This is a genomic window from Draconibacterium sp. IB214405, assembly GCF_033963885.1.
Taxonomy (GTDB): domain Bacteria; phylum Bacteroidota; class Bacteroidia; order Bacteroidales; family Prolixibacteraceae; genus Draconibacterium.
Genome location: NZ_JAXBMA010000003.1, coordinates 1 through 19,559, shown reverse-complemented (window position 1 = coordinate 19,559; position 19,559 = coordinate 1). Strand labels below are relative to the sequence as shown.

Annotated in this window: 11 protein-coding genes; 7 read left to right on the top strand and 4 right to left on the bottom strand. The window is 38.6% G+C overall.

The window, feature by feature from the left end; translation table 11 throughout:
• Positions 1-4: 4 nt before the first annotated feature.
• The gene (locus SLH46_RS10165) at positions 5-1,585 is read left to right on the top strand and encodes a SusD/RagB family nutrient-binding outer membrane lipoprotein (RefSeq protein ID WP_320281074.1); all 1,581 of its coding nucleotides are present in this window, start codon (positions 5-7) and stop codon (positions 1,583-1,585) included.
• Between the two features lie 109 nt (positions 1,586-1,694).
• Here SLH46_RS10165 and SLH46_RS10160 read toward each other — a convergent pair whose 3' ends face one another.
• Together SLH46_RS10160 and SLH46_RS10155 are read right to left on the bottom strand one after the other, a co-directional pair.
• The gene (locus tag SLH46_RS10160; protein WP_320281073.1) at positions 1,695-2,312 is read right to left on the bottom strand and encodes a DUF4386 domain-containing protein; all 618 of its coding nucleotides are present in this window, start codon (positions 2,310-2,312) and stop codon (positions 1,695-1,697) included.
• 134 nt (positions 2,313-2,446) lie between these two features.
• The gene (locus SLH46_RS10155) at positions 2,447-5,872 is read right to left on the bottom strand and encodes a hypothetical protein (RefSeq protein WP_320281072.1); all 3,426 of its coding nucleotides are present in this window, start codon (positions 5,870-5,872) and stop codon (positions 2,447-2,449) included.
• A gap of 426 nt (positions 5,873-6,298) precedes the next feature.
• Between SLH46_RS10155 and SLH46_RS10150 the strand changes: the two genes are divergently transcribed.
• The 3 genes from SLH46_RS10150 to hrpB all read left to right on the top strand — a co-directional run bounded on the left by SLH46_RS10150 (position 6,299) and on the right by hrpB (position 11,065).
• The gene (locus tag SLH46_RS10150; RefSeq protein ID WP_320281071.1) at positions 6,299-7,564 is read left to right on the top strand and encodes an OmpP1/FadL family transporter; all 1,266 of its coding nucleotides are present in this window, start codon (positions 6,299-6,301) and stop codon (positions 7,562-7,564) included.
• Between the two features lie 143 nt (positions 7,565-7,707).
• Positions 7,708-8,475 (top strand): exodeoxyribonuclease III, encoded by a 768-nt coding sequence (locus SLH46_RS10145; RefSeq protein ID WP_320281070.1) that lies wholly within the window; start codon positions 7,708-7,710, stop codon positions 8,473-8,475.
• Positions 8,476-8,578: 103 nt separating this feature from the next.
• Positions 8,579-11,065, top strand: a complete 2,487-nt coding sequence (gene hrpB / locus SLH46_RS10140; protein ID WP_320281069.1) for an ATP-dependent helicase HrpB — start codon at positions 8,579-8,581, stop codon at positions 11,063-11,065.
• A gap of 16 nt (positions 11,066-11,081) precedes the next feature.
• Here hrpB and SLH46_RS10135 read toward each other — a convergent pair whose 3' ends face one another.
• Complete coding sequence (locus SLH46_RS10135) at positions 11,082-11,621, bottom strand: dihydrofolate reductase family protein (protein WP_320281068.1); 540 nt, start codon at positions 11,619-11,621, stop codon at positions 11,082-11,084.
• 308 nt (positions 11,622-11,929) lie between these two features.
• Here SLH46_RS10135 and SLH46_RS10130 point away from each other — a divergent pair, with 308 nt between their 5' ends.
• From SLH46_RS10130 to SLH46_RS10120, 3 genes are all read left to right on the top strand, one after another.
• The gene (locus SLH46_RS10130; RefSeq protein WP_320281067.1) at positions 11,930-14,344 is read left to right on the top strand and encodes a T9SS type A sorting domain-containing protein; all 2,415 of its coding nucleotides are present in this window, start codon (positions 11,930-11,932) and stop codon (positions 14,342-14,344) included.
• A gap of 57 nt (positions 14,345-14,401) precedes the next feature.
• On the top strand, positions 14,402-16,174 hold the full coding sequence (locus SLH46_RS10125) for a PKD domain-containing protein (RefSeq protein ID WP_320281066.1): 1,773 nt from the start codon (positions 14,402-14,404) through the stop codon (positions 16,172-16,174).
• Between the two features lie 235 nt (positions 16,175-16,409).
• Positions 16,410-17,921 (top strand): T9SS type A sorting domain-containing protein, encoded by a 1,512-nt coding sequence (locus SLH46_RS10120; protein WP_320281065.1) that lies wholly within the window; start codon positions 16,410-16,412, stop codon positions 17,919-17,921.
• Positions 17,922-18,404: 483 nt separating this feature from the next.
• Here SLH46_RS10120 and SLH46_RS10115 read toward each other — a convergent pair.
• On the bottom strand, positions 18,405-19,559 hold a 1,155-nt coding region (locus SLH46_RS10115), incomplete at its 5' end, for a T9SS type A sorting domain-containing protein (protein ID WP_320281064.1).

Below are 19,559 nucleotides of genomic sequence, written 5' to 3'. Positions count from 1 at the left end.
AGATATGAAAAAGATAACGATAATATTTATGTTTTTGATTGGGGTATTTTTCACCTCTTGTGATTACGACCTTGATATCAACAACTCTCCGAATGCCACGCAGGAAGCGGGCCCGGATCAGCGCTTGCCATATATTTTGGCCGAAACGACTGATTTTTATGGTAGCCACGGAACTAGAACTGCACACCTCACCCAACAATTGGGTTATGCATACCGTCCGGGCTATCGCTATTATATGTTTCAGAACTGGCAGTTTGCCAACAACGCCGACGCATGGGTATGGCAGTGTTGGTACGGTTATGCCTGGGTAAACATCGAAGAAATGATGAAAGACGCTAAAGACATTGGTGCCTGGCACTATGTAGGTGTTGGTAAAATTCTGAAAGCATTTGGTAACGGCGAGTTGGTAGATGCCTACGGATATATGGCTTACCAGGATGGTATTGCCGGAAATATTCAGCCTGATTACGACGATGCAGAATACGTTTACAGCCAAATTCTTCCATTAATCGACGAAGGTATCGAGGATCTTCAGAAAAGCCAGGACGCAGATGCCCCTGCCCTTTCAGTTGGAGATGTTATGTACAACGGAGATATCGATAAATGGTTAAAATTTGCATACGGAGTTAAAGCCCGTTTCATGAGCCACCTTACAAAGAAAGCTGAAGGAACTGACTTGCTTTCTTACAATCCTAGTGCTATTCTTGCTAACATCTCGAAATCATTCGATTCGAATGCCGACGATGCCGCAATTCCTACTGAAGATGGAGATATTTCTGCAAGATGGTGTATTCAGCGTCAAAACATTAGTTCGTCGAATAAACCGGGTAAACTTTGGAAAGATTATCTCATGAACACTGTTGATACAATTAACGGTGCCGGAGAAAGCTGGAACAGTGGCGTGGTTGACCCGCGTGCTGAAGTTTTACTGCCAAAAATTGTTTCTGGCGAAAATGCCGGACAGTATTCTTATGCGGTTGACTTGGCTTATACAAATGCATCGCCAACCACTAGTGATGAAAATTATGTGGGTATGCGTGCAAGCGAAGACAATCCATTATTTTATACGGATAAAGCATCACCGTATTTCCTTATAACCTATTCTGAATTGAAATTTATTGAGGCAGAAACTTATTTCCGCCAGGGAAATACAGGAAGTGCCTTAACTTCTTACAAGGAAGCAATTCAGGCAAATATGGATGTATTGGGAATTCCTGCTGATCAGAGTGCTGAATTTTTGGCAAGTGCAGCCGTTGCTCAAACTGCGAGCGAGTTAACATTGAGCCACATTATGATCCAAAAATATATCACACTTACCTACAGTCCTGAAGCATGGACAGATATGAGACGTTGTGATTACTGTATTGGGGCAGATGGAACATACGATTACGATGCAGGTGTTTACAAAGGATTTAAACGTCCGACCTATGTTTACGAAACTGCATTCCCACAAGACGACGATTACATTCGTCGTTACCAAATGGCTTATTACGAGCGTTATTACAATGCATCGAAAGTTGAAGCACTTGGTGTATTTGAAAATGAATATATGACCACTCCTGTTTGGTGGGATATAGAAGAATAGTAATTTTAAGTTATAGTTAAGCTGTTACGGTTTGCCTGATTTTATCGGGCAGACCGTTTTTTTTATTCTGAAAGTCCGAAAAGTAGAAAACCTGAATATTCAGAAATCATCATTTGCTTTCTTTCCCTCCTTTAACCAGCAGCCAAACTGTAAACGCCATTTCACCCAAAATACTAGGCACTGCAACTAAAGCAAGAAATACATCTGCAAAATCACTGTAATTAGGCAACAGAAAGTGAGCTGCAGTATCAATCATATACATTATTCCTGCAATTAAAAGAAAAACTGTTATCCACTTAGGCCGTTGAATTATTGAGGACAAGAGTATAAGATGGGCTCCAAAAAAGAACAAGCCGATTAGCCAGATTATTTCAAAAACATTTACATGGTGCAAAATATCCATAGCTGAATCAGAATTAAGCGTTAAAACCAACGCAAAAACAGCAACTCCCATTATTGCTGCATGCATTATTCTGAAATAAGTACTTAGTCGGGTATAAATGTGCTTGCGGTATAATTCAAAAAGTCCCCAGGCTACGACAACATCAAACAATACCGTGATTAAGAAGGCTAAAATACCAAACCGCACAGCCATATGATTAAGCCTGATCGTTTCAAGCGGATCTTGTTTAAGGGATTCTAACATAACAAAATTGGCAAAAATGGCGGCAAAAAAGATGATCAGATAACTTGTGCCGGTGATGATCGAGAGTTTCCTTGTATTCATATCCTAAATATATTCTGTTAACAAAAGGTAATTTTCTGAATAATAACCAAATCTCTCGTCCTTTTGTTTACAGCAAAAAAAAGGTTCCGTTCGTAAACACAAACGGAACCTTACAATATAAATCGTGAAATCTTCTACTTCTTAAACAACGGATCAACACCAATGGTGCCAACCAGCTCTTTTAAATATTGCTTCGATTCAACATTTTTCAGACGCTCTTTTGCCAAGGCCAAACGGCCATCAATATCCATTTCGGCAACCAGAGCCGCATTATTGGCATTTGCTTTAAAGTCTTCCAAGTAACCAACCTGTTCAACCATCAACGCAATATCCTTTTCTTGTTTTAATTTCAGACGGGCTTTGTACCAGTCGCTTTTTAGTACCTCTTCCCTGTCGAAAAGTTTACGCAATTCCGGATCGCTGATATCTTTTCCTTCGTAATTACCATAAGCCATTATGTGTAACAATACTTTCAACGGAGGAATCGCACCTTCAACACTTCCGTCTTCGAAGAAAGGCTGAGCTGCACGTTGCATCGCTTCTGTTATATTATTAATACCGTCAACATAATCTTCCATATTTTGTACCTCAGGCTTCAGCATTCGTTCGTTAAATACAGCCAGCGGCTCATCAAACAATCTGTTCATACAACGGAAAGCAAATTTTTCTGTAATTCTATATCCTAAGCGGCTAGCCAATACTTTTTGTCCATTGTATTCAAAATCTTCCAGTTTTTCCAAACAACCATTTTCAATCAGTTTTTTCGGATCGCGGTCTTCAGGAACCAAACGAGCCCAGATTTCAGGAATCAAAATACTGATATCATGATCGAAACGATTTTCAGAACCAATGTAACCGGCTGCCGAACTAAATCCCTGGTATTCGGTAAGAATGTACGATAACAGTGCATTGTTCAAATCGGTAGTTGGAACCAACATATTAAATGGCCCTTTTGTAAGTGCTCCTTCCAGTCCGGCACCTGTTGTCGATGGCGATTTTCCGGTAATACTTGCAACAAAATCCATAAACAACTCAGGCAACTCCTGGTAATGTATCGGATTGTATACTGCCAGCGGGCGAATACCTGCTTCTTTGTCGGCAGGATTATTTCTTCGTCCCGGTAATACAGCGTTAACCGGCCAAACAACCGGGTCTTTATCTTTTATCTTCCGATGAAGTCGTACACCAATCTCGCCGAGGTAGGAATCCTGCGTTTCGTTCTTGAAAATATTTCGTTGCAGATAGCGCGGATTTTTAGTCGGTTCACCGTCTACAATTCGTGGATGCGATGGTGTAACAAAATAATTATCACCATCAGTAGAAGCCACTTCAGTAATAAAGTGTTTTACCGGATCGGTATATTTCTCAAAACTTATGGCGTTATCCAACAAGTCCTGTGCATCTTCGCGTGTTAGTGGCTCGTAGTTCGTCAGGAAAGTGTTGTTATCCACAATTTCCTGTTCTGCTTCTTTATCGTAACCTCTGATAACTGCCTCGTCGGGACGCTGGAATAAGTAACTCTCGCAGTTGGTAACCAGCTTCACACTTGGGTTGGAGTATTCCTTATTCAAGTTCTTCAACTGGTTCGACGGAACAGTTATAGTAGCCGAAATATCATCTTCTGTCTGAATTTTCATCGACGGAACAAAGTCGGAACGCAACTTGTGCAAATACCAGCGACCTTCTTCGTTAAAACCAATTCGCACATAACTGGCAGTAATTGGATTGTGTTTGTAACGCAACACATTACCCGGACGGCCATTAACGATTTCAACATTAAACAACTCGCGCCATTTTAATCCACGCTCCTCGTTTCCACGGTAGTGACGTTTTACAAAAAAGGCCAAAGTGCGCACATTATTTGGCAGGTCTTTCAGGTATTTATTGTATTCATCGCTATACTGATCGGAAGGAGTTAAAAGCTTAACTGCCGAACCGAGAGTACGTTCTTTACTAAGGAACGAACGCGAAGGATCTGCATCGGGGCGAACATTCTTCCATCGGTCTGAATAGTCTTTATTGATGATCTCATCCACCATGTTTTCAACCAGTTCCAGGTCTTCAATGTAAAACGATCCAAATTTAATGGCGTTTTGCATCGATTTAGAAATCTCTGATTTTCCACCACCGGAAACGGTACTTGGTTTATGACAGAACATTCCTTCAGGTGCGGTGTCAATTATTCGCCACATTGATTGTGTTGGATGTTTTACCAGCTGAAATTTGTGCCCGGTTGGGTGCACATAAACCTTTTGCGGCGAAAGTTTAAGGCTGTAATCTTTACCTTTATAAGTCCAGCTAACAGCACTGGTTTCAATGTCGATATCAGCATTTTCAGGAATGTAAACCACATCCGGATATCTATTATCCACTGCATAGTTTCCTTCCTGCAGTTCAATTCGGTTTCCCAATAGTTTTTTAACCTCTTCGAACGAATACGGCTGATCAAACTTTTTGGTAAAATTATTTCCAAACACACTGTCGCTCATATTTCCACGCGGAAAAGCAATGGCTCCACCGGCATGTTCTTCTTCAACCAACCCAAACAGGTTGGCCGAGTAGCTGATTTGTGTTTTTATTTCTTTTTTGGAATATCCGTAGTAGTTATCGGCAATAATGGTAACCACTACCCCACGTTCATCACGACAGGTAAGTTTAAAGGCCGATCCATCGTTATACAGTTCGTTTTCATCTTTCCAGCACATGCCATCGCGTTTTTGGCGCTCCGAAGCATCGTCGTAGTGTGGCAGGCCAACATCTTTCTTTTTAAGTTGAGTTAAATGTGGTGCCAGAATTATACAACCTGTGTGACCGGTCCAGTGCTCAATATCAAGCGCAGCATCGTTAACGGCAAGGTTTGGATCGCCGGCGTTACCAAAAATTGTTTCAACAAAATCGAGGTTACTCACCAAACTTCCCGGAGCAAAGAAACGCACTTCCATGCTCTTTTCACTTATAATACCGGGCACTTCTGGACAAACAACCGGACGTAACAGTAACGACACGATAACTTTTGCTTTTTCTTCCTGCGCCGATGTAAAAGGCAATAACTTTAATTCTTCAGTAGGATTAAGCGCCGTATGTAAAAGATGTGCAAAAGTGATTTTTGGCACCTCTTTTTTATCAGCCGGTACCGGAAGCCCACCTCGAACAATATGGAAAGTTCCTTTGGTAGTACGTTTATCTTTGGCAGGGTTATTTAAAATTCCCTGTTTTAAACGATAAGAACTTAATAAATCGCTTTTGAACTCTTTACCATTAGGTGGTAAACTTAACTCGCGGGCCATATTTTTTTGGTTCAACACCAAAGTATTATTGGGCAAACGGTAAGCTTTTTCAAACTCAAGTTCCTTAAGGTAGTCGTCTATAAAATTTTGAATACGTGCATCAACCGGCGACATGTGTTCGCTCAGTAAACGCGATTTTTCCTGAAAACTTCTTACCAAACCTTCGGTTAAGGTTTGGAATTTTGCATTGGCATATTTAATGCCGGAATCAGATTCATCAATAAACGATGGTTGACCTAATGAAGCCAACTGAAGATTTATATACTGAATCATATCCCGACGGTCTCTTTTCCTTTGTTTGGAAGGCGCAGAACTTTTACTCATAATAATTGTATTTCTAATCCATTAACAAAAATACGGAATTGAAGTTTGTTCAATCCTCTAAATTTTCTTTATTAACGATAAAACAGTAATTCGTTAGTGTTTTGTTAACCCTGAGATCCAACATTCAATAAAATGTATGTGTCTTGGTTTTTTGAACGGATATACGAGTATTTCTAACTTATGTTACTGTTATGATATGTATCATAAACCCTTTTTAATCCCATTTTATTTTCAAAAATACCTTTGTAAAATCTAACAATAAAATTATTGGGCAGAGTGACTTTAGCATAAGGATTTGGGTTTATGTTTTTAGACTAATTCAGTAGTTTGTGCAAATGCCAAAGACTGCCATATAACCTTAAAATTATTAATTAAATGAAACACTTAAATTATTTAAAAGGTCTTGTTCTATTTATTGCAGGTCTTTTTATTACTTCTCAGGTAGCCGCCACCGATGGCTATTTCAGCGTTGGATACGGAACCATAAATAAAGGTTTAGCCGGTGCGGGAATCGCATTTTACCAGGGATCATTGATTAACGGAAACCCTGCAGGAAATGTATTTTTAGGAACTAAATACCAGGTAGGAGTAAACTTTTTTAATCCAAACCGGAAGTACACAGTTGCAGGTAATCCATCAGGAATGGAAGGTACATTTGGTTTAATGCCGGGAACAATTGAAAGCGACAGTAAATTATTCCTTATGCCTTCAGCAGGTGCCAACTGGATGGTTAGCGATAACTCGAGTATTTCTGCAGCCTTATTCGGAAACGGTGGAATGAACACTGATTATCCGACTGCTACTTTCTACGATCCAACATCAGAAACTACCGGTGTTAACCTGGCTCAGATGTATGGAAACATTACTTACTCGCAGAAACTGGGCGAAAAACACAGTATTGGTGTAACCGGTGTTTTGGCCTACCAATATTTCGAGGCAAAAGGACTGATGTCATTTGGCGCTTTTTCTTCAGATGCTACAGCTTTATCTGGAAACGGTACTGACAGTGGTTTTGGATATGGTTTTAAAATCGGTTACCTCGGACAACTAACTGATAACTTCTCAGTTGGTGTTACCTACCAATCGAAAGTTTGGATGAGTGAATTCGATGAATATGCTGGTCTTTTTGCAGAACAGGGAGATTTTGATATTCCATCGAGCTGGACAGCAGGTATTGCTTGGGAAGTAGTTGAAGATTTTACTGTTATGGCCGATGTAAAACAAATTATGTTTGGCGATGTAAAATCAATCGGGAACCCAATGCTTCCAAACCTGATGACTTCTCCTCTTGGTTCTGATGAAGGCGCAGGTTTTGGATGGGACAACATTATGGTTTACAAACTTGGATTTAACTATGCTGGAGTTGATACTTGGGAATTCCGTGCCGGACTTTCAATTGGCGACAATCCAATTCAGTCTTCAGAAGTAATGTTTAATATTTTAGCACCAGGTGTAATTGAAAATCAAATTGCATTAGGACTTTCTAAAGAAGTTGGAAAATCAGGAAACCAGTTCCATTTGGCATTTAATTATGCGATGAACACTAGCGTTGAAGGTGCAAATCCAATGGATCCTCCATCAGGACAAACCATTGAAATTGAAATGAATCAGTTTGAACTGGAACTTGGATTCTCGTTCTAAACCGATTATTTGAGTTTGATACTCCAAAAATTACAAAACAATATATTTTGGGCCCGGGCTTTTGTCCGGGCTTTTTATTTTTGCGGTGAACACTTCTGCTATTAAACTGTAATTATTATTTTAACCGGAAATAATTATTAAAAATGAAACTCATATCGTGGAATGTAAACGGAATACGTGCCGTTGCCAAAAAGAATTTTTTTGAAGATTTTAAACAAATGGATGCCGACATACTTTGTCTGCAGGAAACCAAAGCACAGGATGATCAGGTTGCCGAAACACTGGAGTCAATAAACGGATATCATATTTATTCCAATTCGGCCGAAAAGAAAGGTTACTCGGGAACGGCCATCCTTTCAAAAACAGAACCGGTAAGCGTTTCGCGCGATATGGGAATTGATGTCCATGATACTGAAGGCCGTGTGTTACGCCTTGAATATGAGAAGTTCTATTTGGTAAATGTTTATGTGCCCAACTCGGGCAGCGAATTAAAACGCCTCGATTACCGCCAGGAATGGGATCTCGCATTTTTTAATTACCTGAAAGAACTGGAAAAAACAAAACCGGTTTTGGTGTGTGGCGATTTTAATGTGGCCCACCGCCCTATCGATTTGGCACGACCAAAACCTAACTACAATAAATCGGCCGGTTTTATGCAAGAGGAAATTGATGGAATGGATCGTTTTACGCAAGGCGGACTGGTTGATTCGTTCCGCCATTTTTACCCCGATGCTACTGATAAATACTCGTGGTGGAGTTACCGGGCCGGAGCACGCGGCAAGAACATCGGCTGGAGAATCGACTATTTCCTCGTTTCCGAAAGTTTTATTCCGCAATTACAAAAAGCATATATTTTAAACGAAGTTATGGGTTCCGACCACTGTCCGGTTGGAATTGAAATAGCCGGTTAATCGGCAAAACATAAAATACTTTTCAGCGGGTGAGTTTTAATTCATCCGCTGTTGTTTTATAAAAACACCCTACTTTTGCACTTTATAGTTTAAATCTGAGAAATTGAATTTCGATCCACATACTACCAATTTACCCATCGTTGATGTTATTGACGAAGTAAAACAACATTTACAACGAGAAAATACCTTAATTGTACATGCGCCTCCGGGAGCCGGAAAAAGTACGGTAATTCCACTTGTTTTGCTGGAAGAAAGCTGGCTAAAAGGGCAAAAGATCATCATGCTTGAACCGCGCCGTCTGGCAGCCAAAAGTATTGCCACCCGTCTTGCAGAACTTTTAGGTGAAAAGGTTGGTAAACGTGTTGGATATCGCATTCGTTTTGACAACTGTGTAAGTGAAGCCACACAGTTAGAAGTGGTTACTGAAGGAATACTAACGCGCATGTTGCAAAGCGACAATGCTTTGGAAGGCATCGGAATGGTAATTTTCGATGAGTTTCACGAACGAAGTCTTTTTGCTGATGTGGCTTTGGCTCTATCGCGTGAGGCTCAGCAGATTTTGCGTCCTGATTTGCGAATCATGATAATGTCGGCCACCTTGAATATGCCTCAACTCACGCAGCTACTTAAAGCACCGTCGGTAGTTAGCGAAGGACGCCAGTATCCCGTTGAAATTCATTACGAAGGCGACAACGACCTCAAACTTCTTCCTGAATTGACAAACCGTGTAATTACAAAAGCCGTAGAAAAACACGATGGTGACATTTTGGTATTCTTGCCCGGCGAAGGAGAAATTAAAAATACAGAAGCTATTTTACGACACAAGCACAAAGGGATTGCCATTCATCCGCTTTACGGACAATTGTCGCCGCAAAAGCAGTTTGCAGCAATAATGCCCAGCCGCGAAGGACGGCGTAAAATCATTCTTGCCACATCCATCGCCGAAACCAGTTTAACGATTGAAGGTGTAAAAGTTGTTATCGACTGCGGTTTTAGTCGAACCCTAAAATTTAATCCAAACACAGGTTTATCGCGTCTTGAAACCGTTGAAATAACTTTAGATTCAGCCGACCAAAGAGCCGGACGTGCAGGCCGACTTGGCCCCGGTATTTGTTATCGTATGTGGACAAAAGCCACGCATCATCGGTTAAACAAACACCGTACTCCTGAAATTGAAGAAGCAGACCTAGCCTCGCTGGCACTTGAAATGGCCAAATGGGGCGTCGATGATATTAACAAATTGACATGGCTAACTCCCCCACCCAAAGGTCATGTTTCTCAAGCCAATGAATTGTTGGAACAACTGAATGCCACTGATGATGGAACAATTACAGAACATGGAAAAGCGATTCATCGTCTGCCTTGTCATCCTCGATTGGCACACATGTTACTGTTGGCACAAAACGATGATCTCACAGCTCTTGCGTGCGACATTGCTGCCATTCTGGAAGAACGCGATCCGTTAAACCGCGATGCCGGAATAGACATAAATTTACGTATTGAAGCTTTGCGCCGTTACCGTACAGGAACTTTAAAAAACAAGCGTTTGAAGCATATTGCAAAGGTTTCGGCACAATACCAGAAAATGCTCAATATTGAGGAAGACAACTCTGCTATTGATCCATTTGAAACCGGATTATTACTCGCCTATGCTTACCCTGAACGCATTGCTCACGCCACTCCCGGTAACAATGCCCAATTTAAACTGGCAAACGGAAATATCGCAGCAGCCGGGCACGAAGACGATCTGGCACATGAAGATTGGCTGTCGATCGCAAGCGTAAATGCGCGCGATGGAGTTGGCCGCATATTTTTAGCATCGCCACTAAACCCTCGAGATCTGGCGCCAATGGTCAAAACTGTGGAATCCGTCTCCTGGGACACTAAAAGAGGTGGATTTTCTGCATTTTCAGAATTGAGAATTGGCAGCATTATTCTTCAACAAAAACCCTTACAGGAATATAATATAGACATGAAAATAAAGGCCATTTCAGATGCCATAAAAAAAGAAGGTGCCTGGCTGCTTGATTTTAATCCTGATGTGGAACAATGGCAAAACCGAATAAATAGTCTGAAGCTTTGGGATGCTACTAATGATTGGCCTGATGTAAGTACAAACCATTTGCTTGCTACCAATTCCGAATGGCTTTCACCATATCTTACTGATGTGAAAAAGCCGGAAGACCTTAAGAAAATTAAACTAAAAGAAGTACTTCAACACCATTTGAGTTTCGACTTACAACAGTTGTTGGATAAGCTTGCGCCGGAACGAATAGCAGTTCCTAGCGGATCGAACATTAAACTAAAATATGGATCAAACGGCGAAGCACCGATTTTGGCCGTACGTTTGCAGGAAGTATTTGGTTTGCTTGATACACCGACCGTTAACAATGGAAGTGTAAAAGTTTTACTGCATTTATTATCGCCCGGATTCAAACCGGTTCAGGTAACCGATGATTTAAACAGCTTTTGGAACAATGCCTATTTCGAAGTTAAAAAGGAATTGAAAGCACGTTATCCGAAACATCACTGGCCTGATAATCCTCTTAATGCTGAACCATTGAAAGGTGTTAAGCGGAAAAAGAATTAGCGGAGACGAATATTGTTTATCGTTTGCGTCTGTATTTAACCTGTGTAATGGCATTTAGAAATATTTCTGAAGAAATCCATTCAAATTCGAGTAGATCTGTTAATTCTCCAAACAAAGAAGTACCTCCACCTAATATAACCGGAATGGTTGAAATTATCATTTCATCAATTATATCTTCCTGTAAATATCGTTGAATTGTTATCCCACCATCGATATAAATATTCGTGAATCCCCGCTCGGTCATCATTTGAGTAATCTCAGTTGGACTTCCGTTTACGATCTCCACTTTTCTTGCTAAATCATCGGAAACATCCTGTATTCGTGAACTAACAACAAATACCGGTATCTGATAGGGCCAAGAAATGCCGAACTCCAATACGGTTTCGAAAGTACCGCGCCCCATTACTATTGCATCCATCTTTTTAATGAAAGCATTGTATCCAAAATCTAAATTTTCCGGATTAGGAATAGTTTGCAGAAATTCGATGCTTCCATTTTTATCGGCAATATAACCATCTATACTTGTGGCTATAAATACATGGTTTTTTGTTTCCATAAGTTTAGTACTCTTAAGTGTTGACCTATAACAATTATAGATTTACATTCTCATGAATGAGGAATTATATCCATAATTGAAAGATACAAAAGAATGAGCTGGGATACTGAACAAAAAATCATAAAGGTATTTTATTCTCATCGCCAAACTTCTACATCGCTAAAAATCAAGACATTATTTTTTGGCAAAATCGTTTATAATCCTTAAATTATAACAAGTAAAAACAAAAGTTAGAATCGCATAAGTACATAGAATCTAAGTGGATTCGAGATACTTTGAAATTCAAAACCCATACAAAAGCTTTTTATATGGAAACTCACGTTAAGATTCTCCCAAACCGGATTTCTCGTATTCATTATCTCCTATTCCTAACAGTATTTACCCTTTTGTCATATATTTCACACGCTCAACCTCTGTATACATTTTCTTATAGTACAGGAAGCACATACAATGCGCTAACTACATCTTATGTTGATTTATTCGTAGATGATCTTGATTATAACACATGGGATGACGGACTTTCTGATGCAATTCCAATTGGTTTTACCTTCGTTTATAACTTTAAGCCTTATACTGAATTTAAAGTTAATGCTAATGGCTTTATGACATTAGATAATAGTTTTGTATGGAAAGATTCGCTATATGATAATTATTTGTCCAGTATTCAAAGACACCTTTTTCTGGCCCCCTTATGGGATGATCTGGTTATTAATACCGGAGGTGGCATCCGATACGAATTAACAGGTCTTGAAGGAGAAAGAATATTAAAAATTGAATTTAATAATCTAGCGTTCTGGACAGGAGCTTCGGACCAAACAAGCGGCAACATACATTTAAAATACCAGGTTTGGTTGTACGAAGGAACTAACATAATTGAATTCAGGTATGGCGATGATAGTTCAACCTACAGTTGGTTTAGTTGGTCCGACGGAGGGATAAGCATTGGGATCAACGATGATAGAAACAACAGTTTTATGAGAATTATACCTGGAACAGAGCCTTCATACACATTTTCTGATGATGAAGAAACGTTGTTTTATGGTATGGAGAATTACGTTAATGATGGATTATCGTATAGGTTCACTCCGACCACTCGTTGGTTGGGAACTACGAATAACGACTGGCTAACAAAAACCAATTGGGAATTAGATACAATTCCAACAGTTTATGATAATGCTCTAATACCGGATTCTACTAATATTCCTATTATTAATGCAAGTGGAGCTGTTTGTAACAATCTAACTATTGAATCGGATGGAGAATTAACCATTACCGGCGGCGGAGAACTAACAGTAAGTGGTGATTTAAACAATGCAGGAACAGTTACGATTACCGCTACTAACGAAACCAGTAACGGATCATTAATAGTAGAAGGTAGTTCTGATGCATCGATAAACTTTGAACGTTATCTGTCAGGAGGAGTCAACTGGCACTTGATAAGTTCTCCAGTATCAGGTCAAAATTTATGGACATGGACGACCGCTGCAGGCAATGACATAGCAATTAATGCCTCAAAATATGCAATCGCTGATTATGTTGAAGAAAATGACGACTGGAGTAATTATCCTACAAGCGATCCCGGCACTAATTTTATGCTTGGTACTGGTTATTCAACTCTCCGCGAATCTGCCGGGACTGTTACTTTTACAGGACAAATAAATATAGATGACGTTAACAATATTCCAATTTCGTATTTAAATCAGGGATGGAATTTACTAGGAAATCCCTTTACTTCATCAATTGGAGCAACCAATGCTGCTTCAAGTATCGATCATCTCTTATCCGCATCAAATGTCGATAATCTGGATCCAAGCTATGCAGGACTCTACTTATGGGATCCATCTTCCGGATATTCAGGGGAATATGTAATCATAAATAATTCAGGAGGCAGCCTTGCAGGAACGCTGAATCAGGATTATATTCAAGCTGGACAGGGCTTTTTTGTACGTGCAAAAGACAACAGTTCCCGCACTTTTGATATTACAACCGCAATGCAGGCGCATCAGCCGGGAGTTCCATTAAAATCAGGGAATACAGAATGGCCTGCAATACAGCTAACTGCAACCATTACGAACATTAGCACTAGTACTTTGATAAAGTTTAATTCATCGATGACAACTGGTTTGGATATAACTTATGATGCCGGTGTGTTTAACGCAAATCCGGAACTTTCATTGTATTCAAGACTCGTTGATGATAATGGAGTTGATTTTGCGATTCAGTGTCTTCCACCAGATTATAATAATTTAGTGATTCCATTTGGACTCGACGCCCAACCTGGAAATGAAGTCATTTTTTCTTCTGCTTTATTCAATCTCCCCGATGAATGTGAGATTATACTGGAAGATAAAGTAACAGGTATATTTACATCGTTAAAAGCCGGAAATCTATATTCAATAACTTACTCCGAAAAATATAAAAACTCCGGTTCACTTTATTTACACACCAGTAACAATTTTGTCACTCATAATACGCTTGTGGAAATTCCCAATCCATTTGAAATTAGAACGAATAGAGAGAATGGTTATATACAATTGATTTCTACTTATGAAAAACCTGCACAGGTAAGTGTATTTGACATCGCTGGCCGTAAACTTGTATCGCAAGAAGTATATAAAGGGAATAAGAATTTAATTTATTTTTCTGCCAAACCAGGAGTTTATGTGGTACATATTGAAAATGCAACTTACAATTATAGTCAAAAGATTATCTGGACCTATTAACTTTTGAGTACACCCATTATATCTTTCTATTATTCAAGTTACTATAATCAATCGATAATGAAACACTCGCACATATATCTGATCTTTTTCACTCTTTGTATTATTAATAGCTATGGTCAAACCAGAACATTTGACTTTTTGGGTGAAAATGGCTTTAATCAAGAGCCAATGCTTGTTGATAGTGTTCATATAATAAACAACTCTAATAGCACTGACACGTTGGTTACTGGCAATTTTTTTTCGATTCTAATTACAGCAATCGATGAATTGGAACAAAATCAGAACCAGAAAATTACTGCCTTCCCCAATCCATTTGATAACACGGTTCATATTATTTTTCATTCTGAGTTATATGAACGAGCTCTGATCAAAGTTTTTTCAGTGGATGGAAGAAAAATTATTGAGAGGACTAATTTTATAAGGCCTGGTGATAATAAACTTCTTTTGAAATCAAATGTAAAGGGGGTACTTTTTCTAACGATCACTTCACCAAACCTGCATTTGTTTTCCAAGATTATTTGCAACAATACCAGCGAGTTCCCAGAATTGAAATTATTCGGCAACTCTGATACGCAATTCCTTAATAGAGAACTCAAATCCGCGAAAAATAGTTATAACACATTTGAATATAGTCTTGGTGACAGTCTAACATATACGGGTTATGCCAAAGAAATAGTATCGGATGCTATCCATGACAAACCAAACGGCGACAAAACTTATACTTTTATATTTGATGTAACAGATTCTCTTCCACATGCAAATTTTGAGGTGTCAGCGCAAAATGTAAATCAAGGAAGTAGTATCGATTTTTTCGATTTATCGACTAATAATCCTACAGATTGGACATGGGATTTTGGCGATGGAGAAAGCAGTACTATTCAAAATCCATCTCATACCTATTTAACACCGGGAACATATACAGTTACATTAATTGCCGAAAATATTTATGGCACCGACACCATCGTAAAACAAGATCTCATCATTATTAATACCTTAAATCCGGTTGCAGCTTTTACGGCAAACACTACTACAATTAATCAAGGAGATGAGGTATACTTTTCTGATCAATCCGGAAATTCCCCAACGTCCTGGAAATGGGAATTTGGAGATGGAGAGACCAGTACCATTCAAAATCCATCTCATACATACATAACAACCGGAATATATACGGTTAAGCTAGTTGTCTCCAACGGTTTTGGAATCGACTCACTTATGAAACAAAATTACATTACGGTTAATTCGTTTCTTCCAATTGCTGATTTTACAGTAAATAAAACGGTGATTGATGAGGGCGAAGAAGTTGTTTTTTCCGATCTATCAACAAATTCTCCGTTATCATGGAAATGGGAATTTGGAGATGGAGAAACCAGTACCATTCAAAATCCATCTCATATTTATTCTACGGCAGGAATATATTCAGTCAAATTAACAGCCACCAATAATTTTGGTTCCGATTCAAATGTAAAGTATGATTTTATTGAAGTTTTATCGAATACAACTCCAATACTTTCCGTCTCTCCTACTTCGCTTGATTTTGATACGGTCTCCACTCAAAAATACATAAGCATAAATAATATTGGCGGAGGGATACTATCGTGGTCATGCTCCGAAGAGATTAGTTGGCTAACAATTAGTACCCCAAACGGAGAAACAACTTCTGAATCAGATCAGGTTGCCATTACCGTAAACAGAACCGATTTATCCACCGGTAACTATTCAGGATCAATCACGGTAACAAGTAATGGTGGTAATGTTGAAATTGGTATCAGCATGGAAGTAAATAGTACTCAACAAGTAGATGAACCAAAACCACCGGGTTGGACAAATTGATACCCCGCAGTTTAGGCTATTAAATTTATAATATTACCTCTCATTCTTGAATTATCTGTTTTTCCCTCCGATTAAATCATACAATAGAGTTATGATCATTAGTTTACAATTTTCACTCACTAATTATAGAATTCGCTTATTCTACTGATAAACAGCTTATTTAGAAAAGAATCTGTTCTGAATCTGAATTCAATTTTGTATATTGTATGTACGGAAACTGTTCAATTCAAATCAAATGATGACGAAAAAACAACTAATTAATCAATTAAGAATTATAGTCACTTTTTTTGTTATTTTCTTTGCTTCGAATGCAGCTTTATCAAAAAACTTTTTTACTTCACGCAACGATTCAAACACCAATTTAAAAAATCAAATAATCACTAATAATAAAGAGGTTACGGCTAAACTTTCTGCTACAAAGCAATCAACAGAACAATGTTATACCGTTCATTTAGAAATTGGTTGGAATATTCTCTCATCACCCGTTTTATTGGATACTGCAAATATCAAAACTAATTTTCAGGAACTAATAGATAATGGTTCATTGGTCAAAATACAAGATGAAACTGGATGGTCGCTGGAAAATATGGGAATATTTGGAGGATGGACAAACCACATTGGCGATATTCTGCCAACAGAAGGATACAAAATTAAAATGACAAATGCCGATAGTATTAATTTTTGTGGTTCTGAAGTCAATTATCCATACCCAATACCCTTAACTACAGGCTGGAATCTGATGGGGTTTCCATTATTAGACACGATTGACGCAATGGCGGTTGTTAGCCAGTTAATTGCAGGCGAATCCCTTATAAAAGTTCAGGATGAGAGTGGACAATCAATTGAAGACCTTGGTGTATACGGTGGCTGGCAAAATTTCATTGGGAATATGATTCCTGGCGAAGGATACAAAATAAAAGTAAATGCTGATGATACATTATGGATCTACCAGGTTAACACTGACACAATCTCGGAAACACCTAAAAATCCAGGAAACGGTTTCTTTATTACAACAGAGCACACCAATTTAAAATCATCAAAATTGTCTTGGAAATTAAAAAATTCCTACCCGCAAACGGAAACAAAATATTTCGAAACTGCATTTAAGGGTAATGGGGTTGACCATATGAATTTTTACCTTGTAGATTTTCAAGATGATATTTTTGAAGAAGGCGATGAAATAGCACTATTTGACGGCCCAACTTGTGTTGGTACCAAAATCGTAAAAAAAGAAAACATCGTCGATAAACTTATAAATATTTCTGCATCATCGGATGATAACCTTGGGATGCCTGGCTTTAGCGAGGGTAATAATTATAGTATTCGCGTTTGGAAACAAAAATTGGATAAAGAGTTTGAACCCGATTTCAACTACATTTCAGGTGAGCAAACATTTACAAAACAAGCGTCTGCTATTTTGAGCTTATCTCCCAATCAATTTGTCGACATAGAAAATCCGGCAAGGAATGAGCATTTTAATGCAATATGCTACCCTAATCCATTTACAAATAGCGTTACAATAGAACTGGAATTAGCCAAAGAATCAGTTGTTGATGCTAAACTATACAATCAATTCGGGCAATTTATTTGCTCTCTTGTTAGCGCTCAGTCTTTTCCCTTAGGAATTCACCAACTTGTTTGGGATCGCAGAGCATCCAACCATCTGGATATTACTTCAGGAATATACATCCTACAGATAAGAGTAAATGAAAATTATTTCCACAAAAAACTAATCATTAAGAATTAGTGCTTGATTAAATCTTTGTAGGAAAAGGGATACAACAACGTTAAGAAAAAATTGAAATATCCTGCATCTTCTTCACATTTATACTTATATAAATTCTATCTGAACATTTCTCTTTCAAGCATATTCAACATTAAAACATGCCTGGTATATTCACGAAACTTTCCATAAACCTCATTTTGACTAACACTTCTAACCAAATACAATTCGCCGATAACTAAATTGATTCTATAAACATTTATATTCCAACCCCCTGATAAGTCAATCGGTAGATTAATCAATTATTCTTTTCGTAACTGAGTTATCTTATAGTCGGATAGTTTTCTAAAAAGCTAATGAAATACAAAAAACAATCTAAGATTTCAAATGATATAAAAAGAAAAGAGGCTGCTCCTCTGAGCTAGCCTCTCATCTTACTTTTAGTAGAACCTCCCGAAATCAATTACTGTTTTCAGTAAGTTGTAATTATTGATTCTGAAAAAGTATTTATCTGTTTCGGTAAATAAGTTTTCCAATCCGAACATCGCCATCGATATCCAGTCTGTAAAGATAGACACCTGAAATTTCGGAATCAGGTCTGAACTCTACGCGCTGCAATTCACCAGCTTCAACAGGTTGATCGAGTAATCTAACAACTCGTTGTCCAAGCATATTGTGAATTTCAAGTACGGCATGACCACTAACTGCAGGAACAAATTCAAAGTTAACCACTTCATCAAATGGATTCGGGAATACTTTGAGTTCACTATCCTGAAGAACCGGATCAACTCCTAAGAGTATATCCACAGATTTTTTCACACTTGCAGGCTTAGCATAAGCAGTCTGAATCTCAGGTCCTCCAAATTCAGGATAAGGAGCACTACAATTACAAGTCAATTCGCAAACTACACCATGAGCTATTATCCAGAAGAAATCTTCATAATTAACATCATGAATCCAGAAATCGGCTCCATTGTTAACAATCAAATCTTCGTCTTTTATGGTATACTGACCAGGAGCAACAGTTCTCTTTGGTTTTTTGCCTTTATTCAAGGTTGGGAACTGATCTTCTCCTACGTATACATGAATTTCATCCAGATACTGTCCTGGGTTCATTTCGTATACAACGTGAACACTATCACCTTGCCAGGTAACTTGGACAGTTCCAACAGGCTCTCTGTTTGTAATGTCACAGTGCGCTGCTCCGGCATACATGTTCATTGTATAGGTAACACCTCTTTCAGTAATCTGATTGGTCCATCCCCATCTGTTAAACATGTCATCATCCAGGAAGCAAATTGCCTTAGTGTCATCGTCCAAACGACCAAACATTGTTTCACAACCACCAACCTGGTCATAATACCTGGTTACGTAAATTGTTGTGTCGGAACTATTTTCACAATTGTCTTCCGCATAGAAAGTATAAGCATATACATCCTCACAATCAGGAGCAGAAGATAAGACAGGAAGAGCAAACAATTCTCCACTATCACCACATTCGTCAGTCCATGAAGCCCACAATGTATCCGGTGGATTTCCATTACAAACTGAGTCAATGAAGGCATCAACGGTGATTATTGGTGCTACTGTGTCAGGAACTACAGTAAAGGTGGCCCGAGCTGTATCGGTTGAACAACTGTCGGTAACAGCAAATACAATACT

Excerpts from the sequence above, each read along its gene's own strand:
- SLH46_RS10150 (WP_320281071.1), top strand. The coding sequence starts at position 6,299 with ATGAAACACTTAAATTATTTAAAAGGTCTTGTTCTATTTATTGCAGGT.
- SLH46_RS10155 (WP_320281072.1), bottom strand. The coding sequence starts at position 5,872 with ATGATTCAGTATATAAATCTTCAGTTGGCTTCATTAGGTCAACCATCG.
- SLH46_RS10165 (WP_320281074.1), top strand. The coding sequence starts at position 5 with ATGAAAAAGATAACGATAATATTTATGTTTTTGATTGGGGTATTTTTC.
- SLH46_RS10120 (WP_320281065.1), top strand. The coding sequence starts at position 16,410 with ATGATGACGAAAAAACAACTAATTAATCAATTAAGAATTATAGTCACT.
- SLH46_RS10145 (WP_320281070.1), top strand. The coding sequence starts at position 7,708 with ATGAAACTCATATCGTGGAATGTAAACGGAATACGTGCCGTTGCCAAA.
- SLH46_RS10130 (WP_320281067.1), top strand. The coding sequence starts at position 11,930 with ATGGAAACTCACGTTAAGATTCTCCCAAACCGGATTTCTCGTATTCAT.
- SLH46_RS10160 (WP_320281073.1), bottom strand. The coding sequence starts at position 2,312 with ATGAATACAAGGAAACTCTCGATCATCACCGGCACAAGTTATCTGATC.
- SLH46_RS10125 (WP_320281066.1), top strand. The coding sequence starts at position 14,402 with ATGAAACACTCGCACATATATCTGATCTTTTTCACTCTTTGTATTATT.
- SLH46_RS10135 (WP_320281068.1), bottom strand. The coding sequence starts at position 11,621 with ATGGAAACAAAAAACCATGTATTTATAGCCACAAGTATAGATGGTTAT.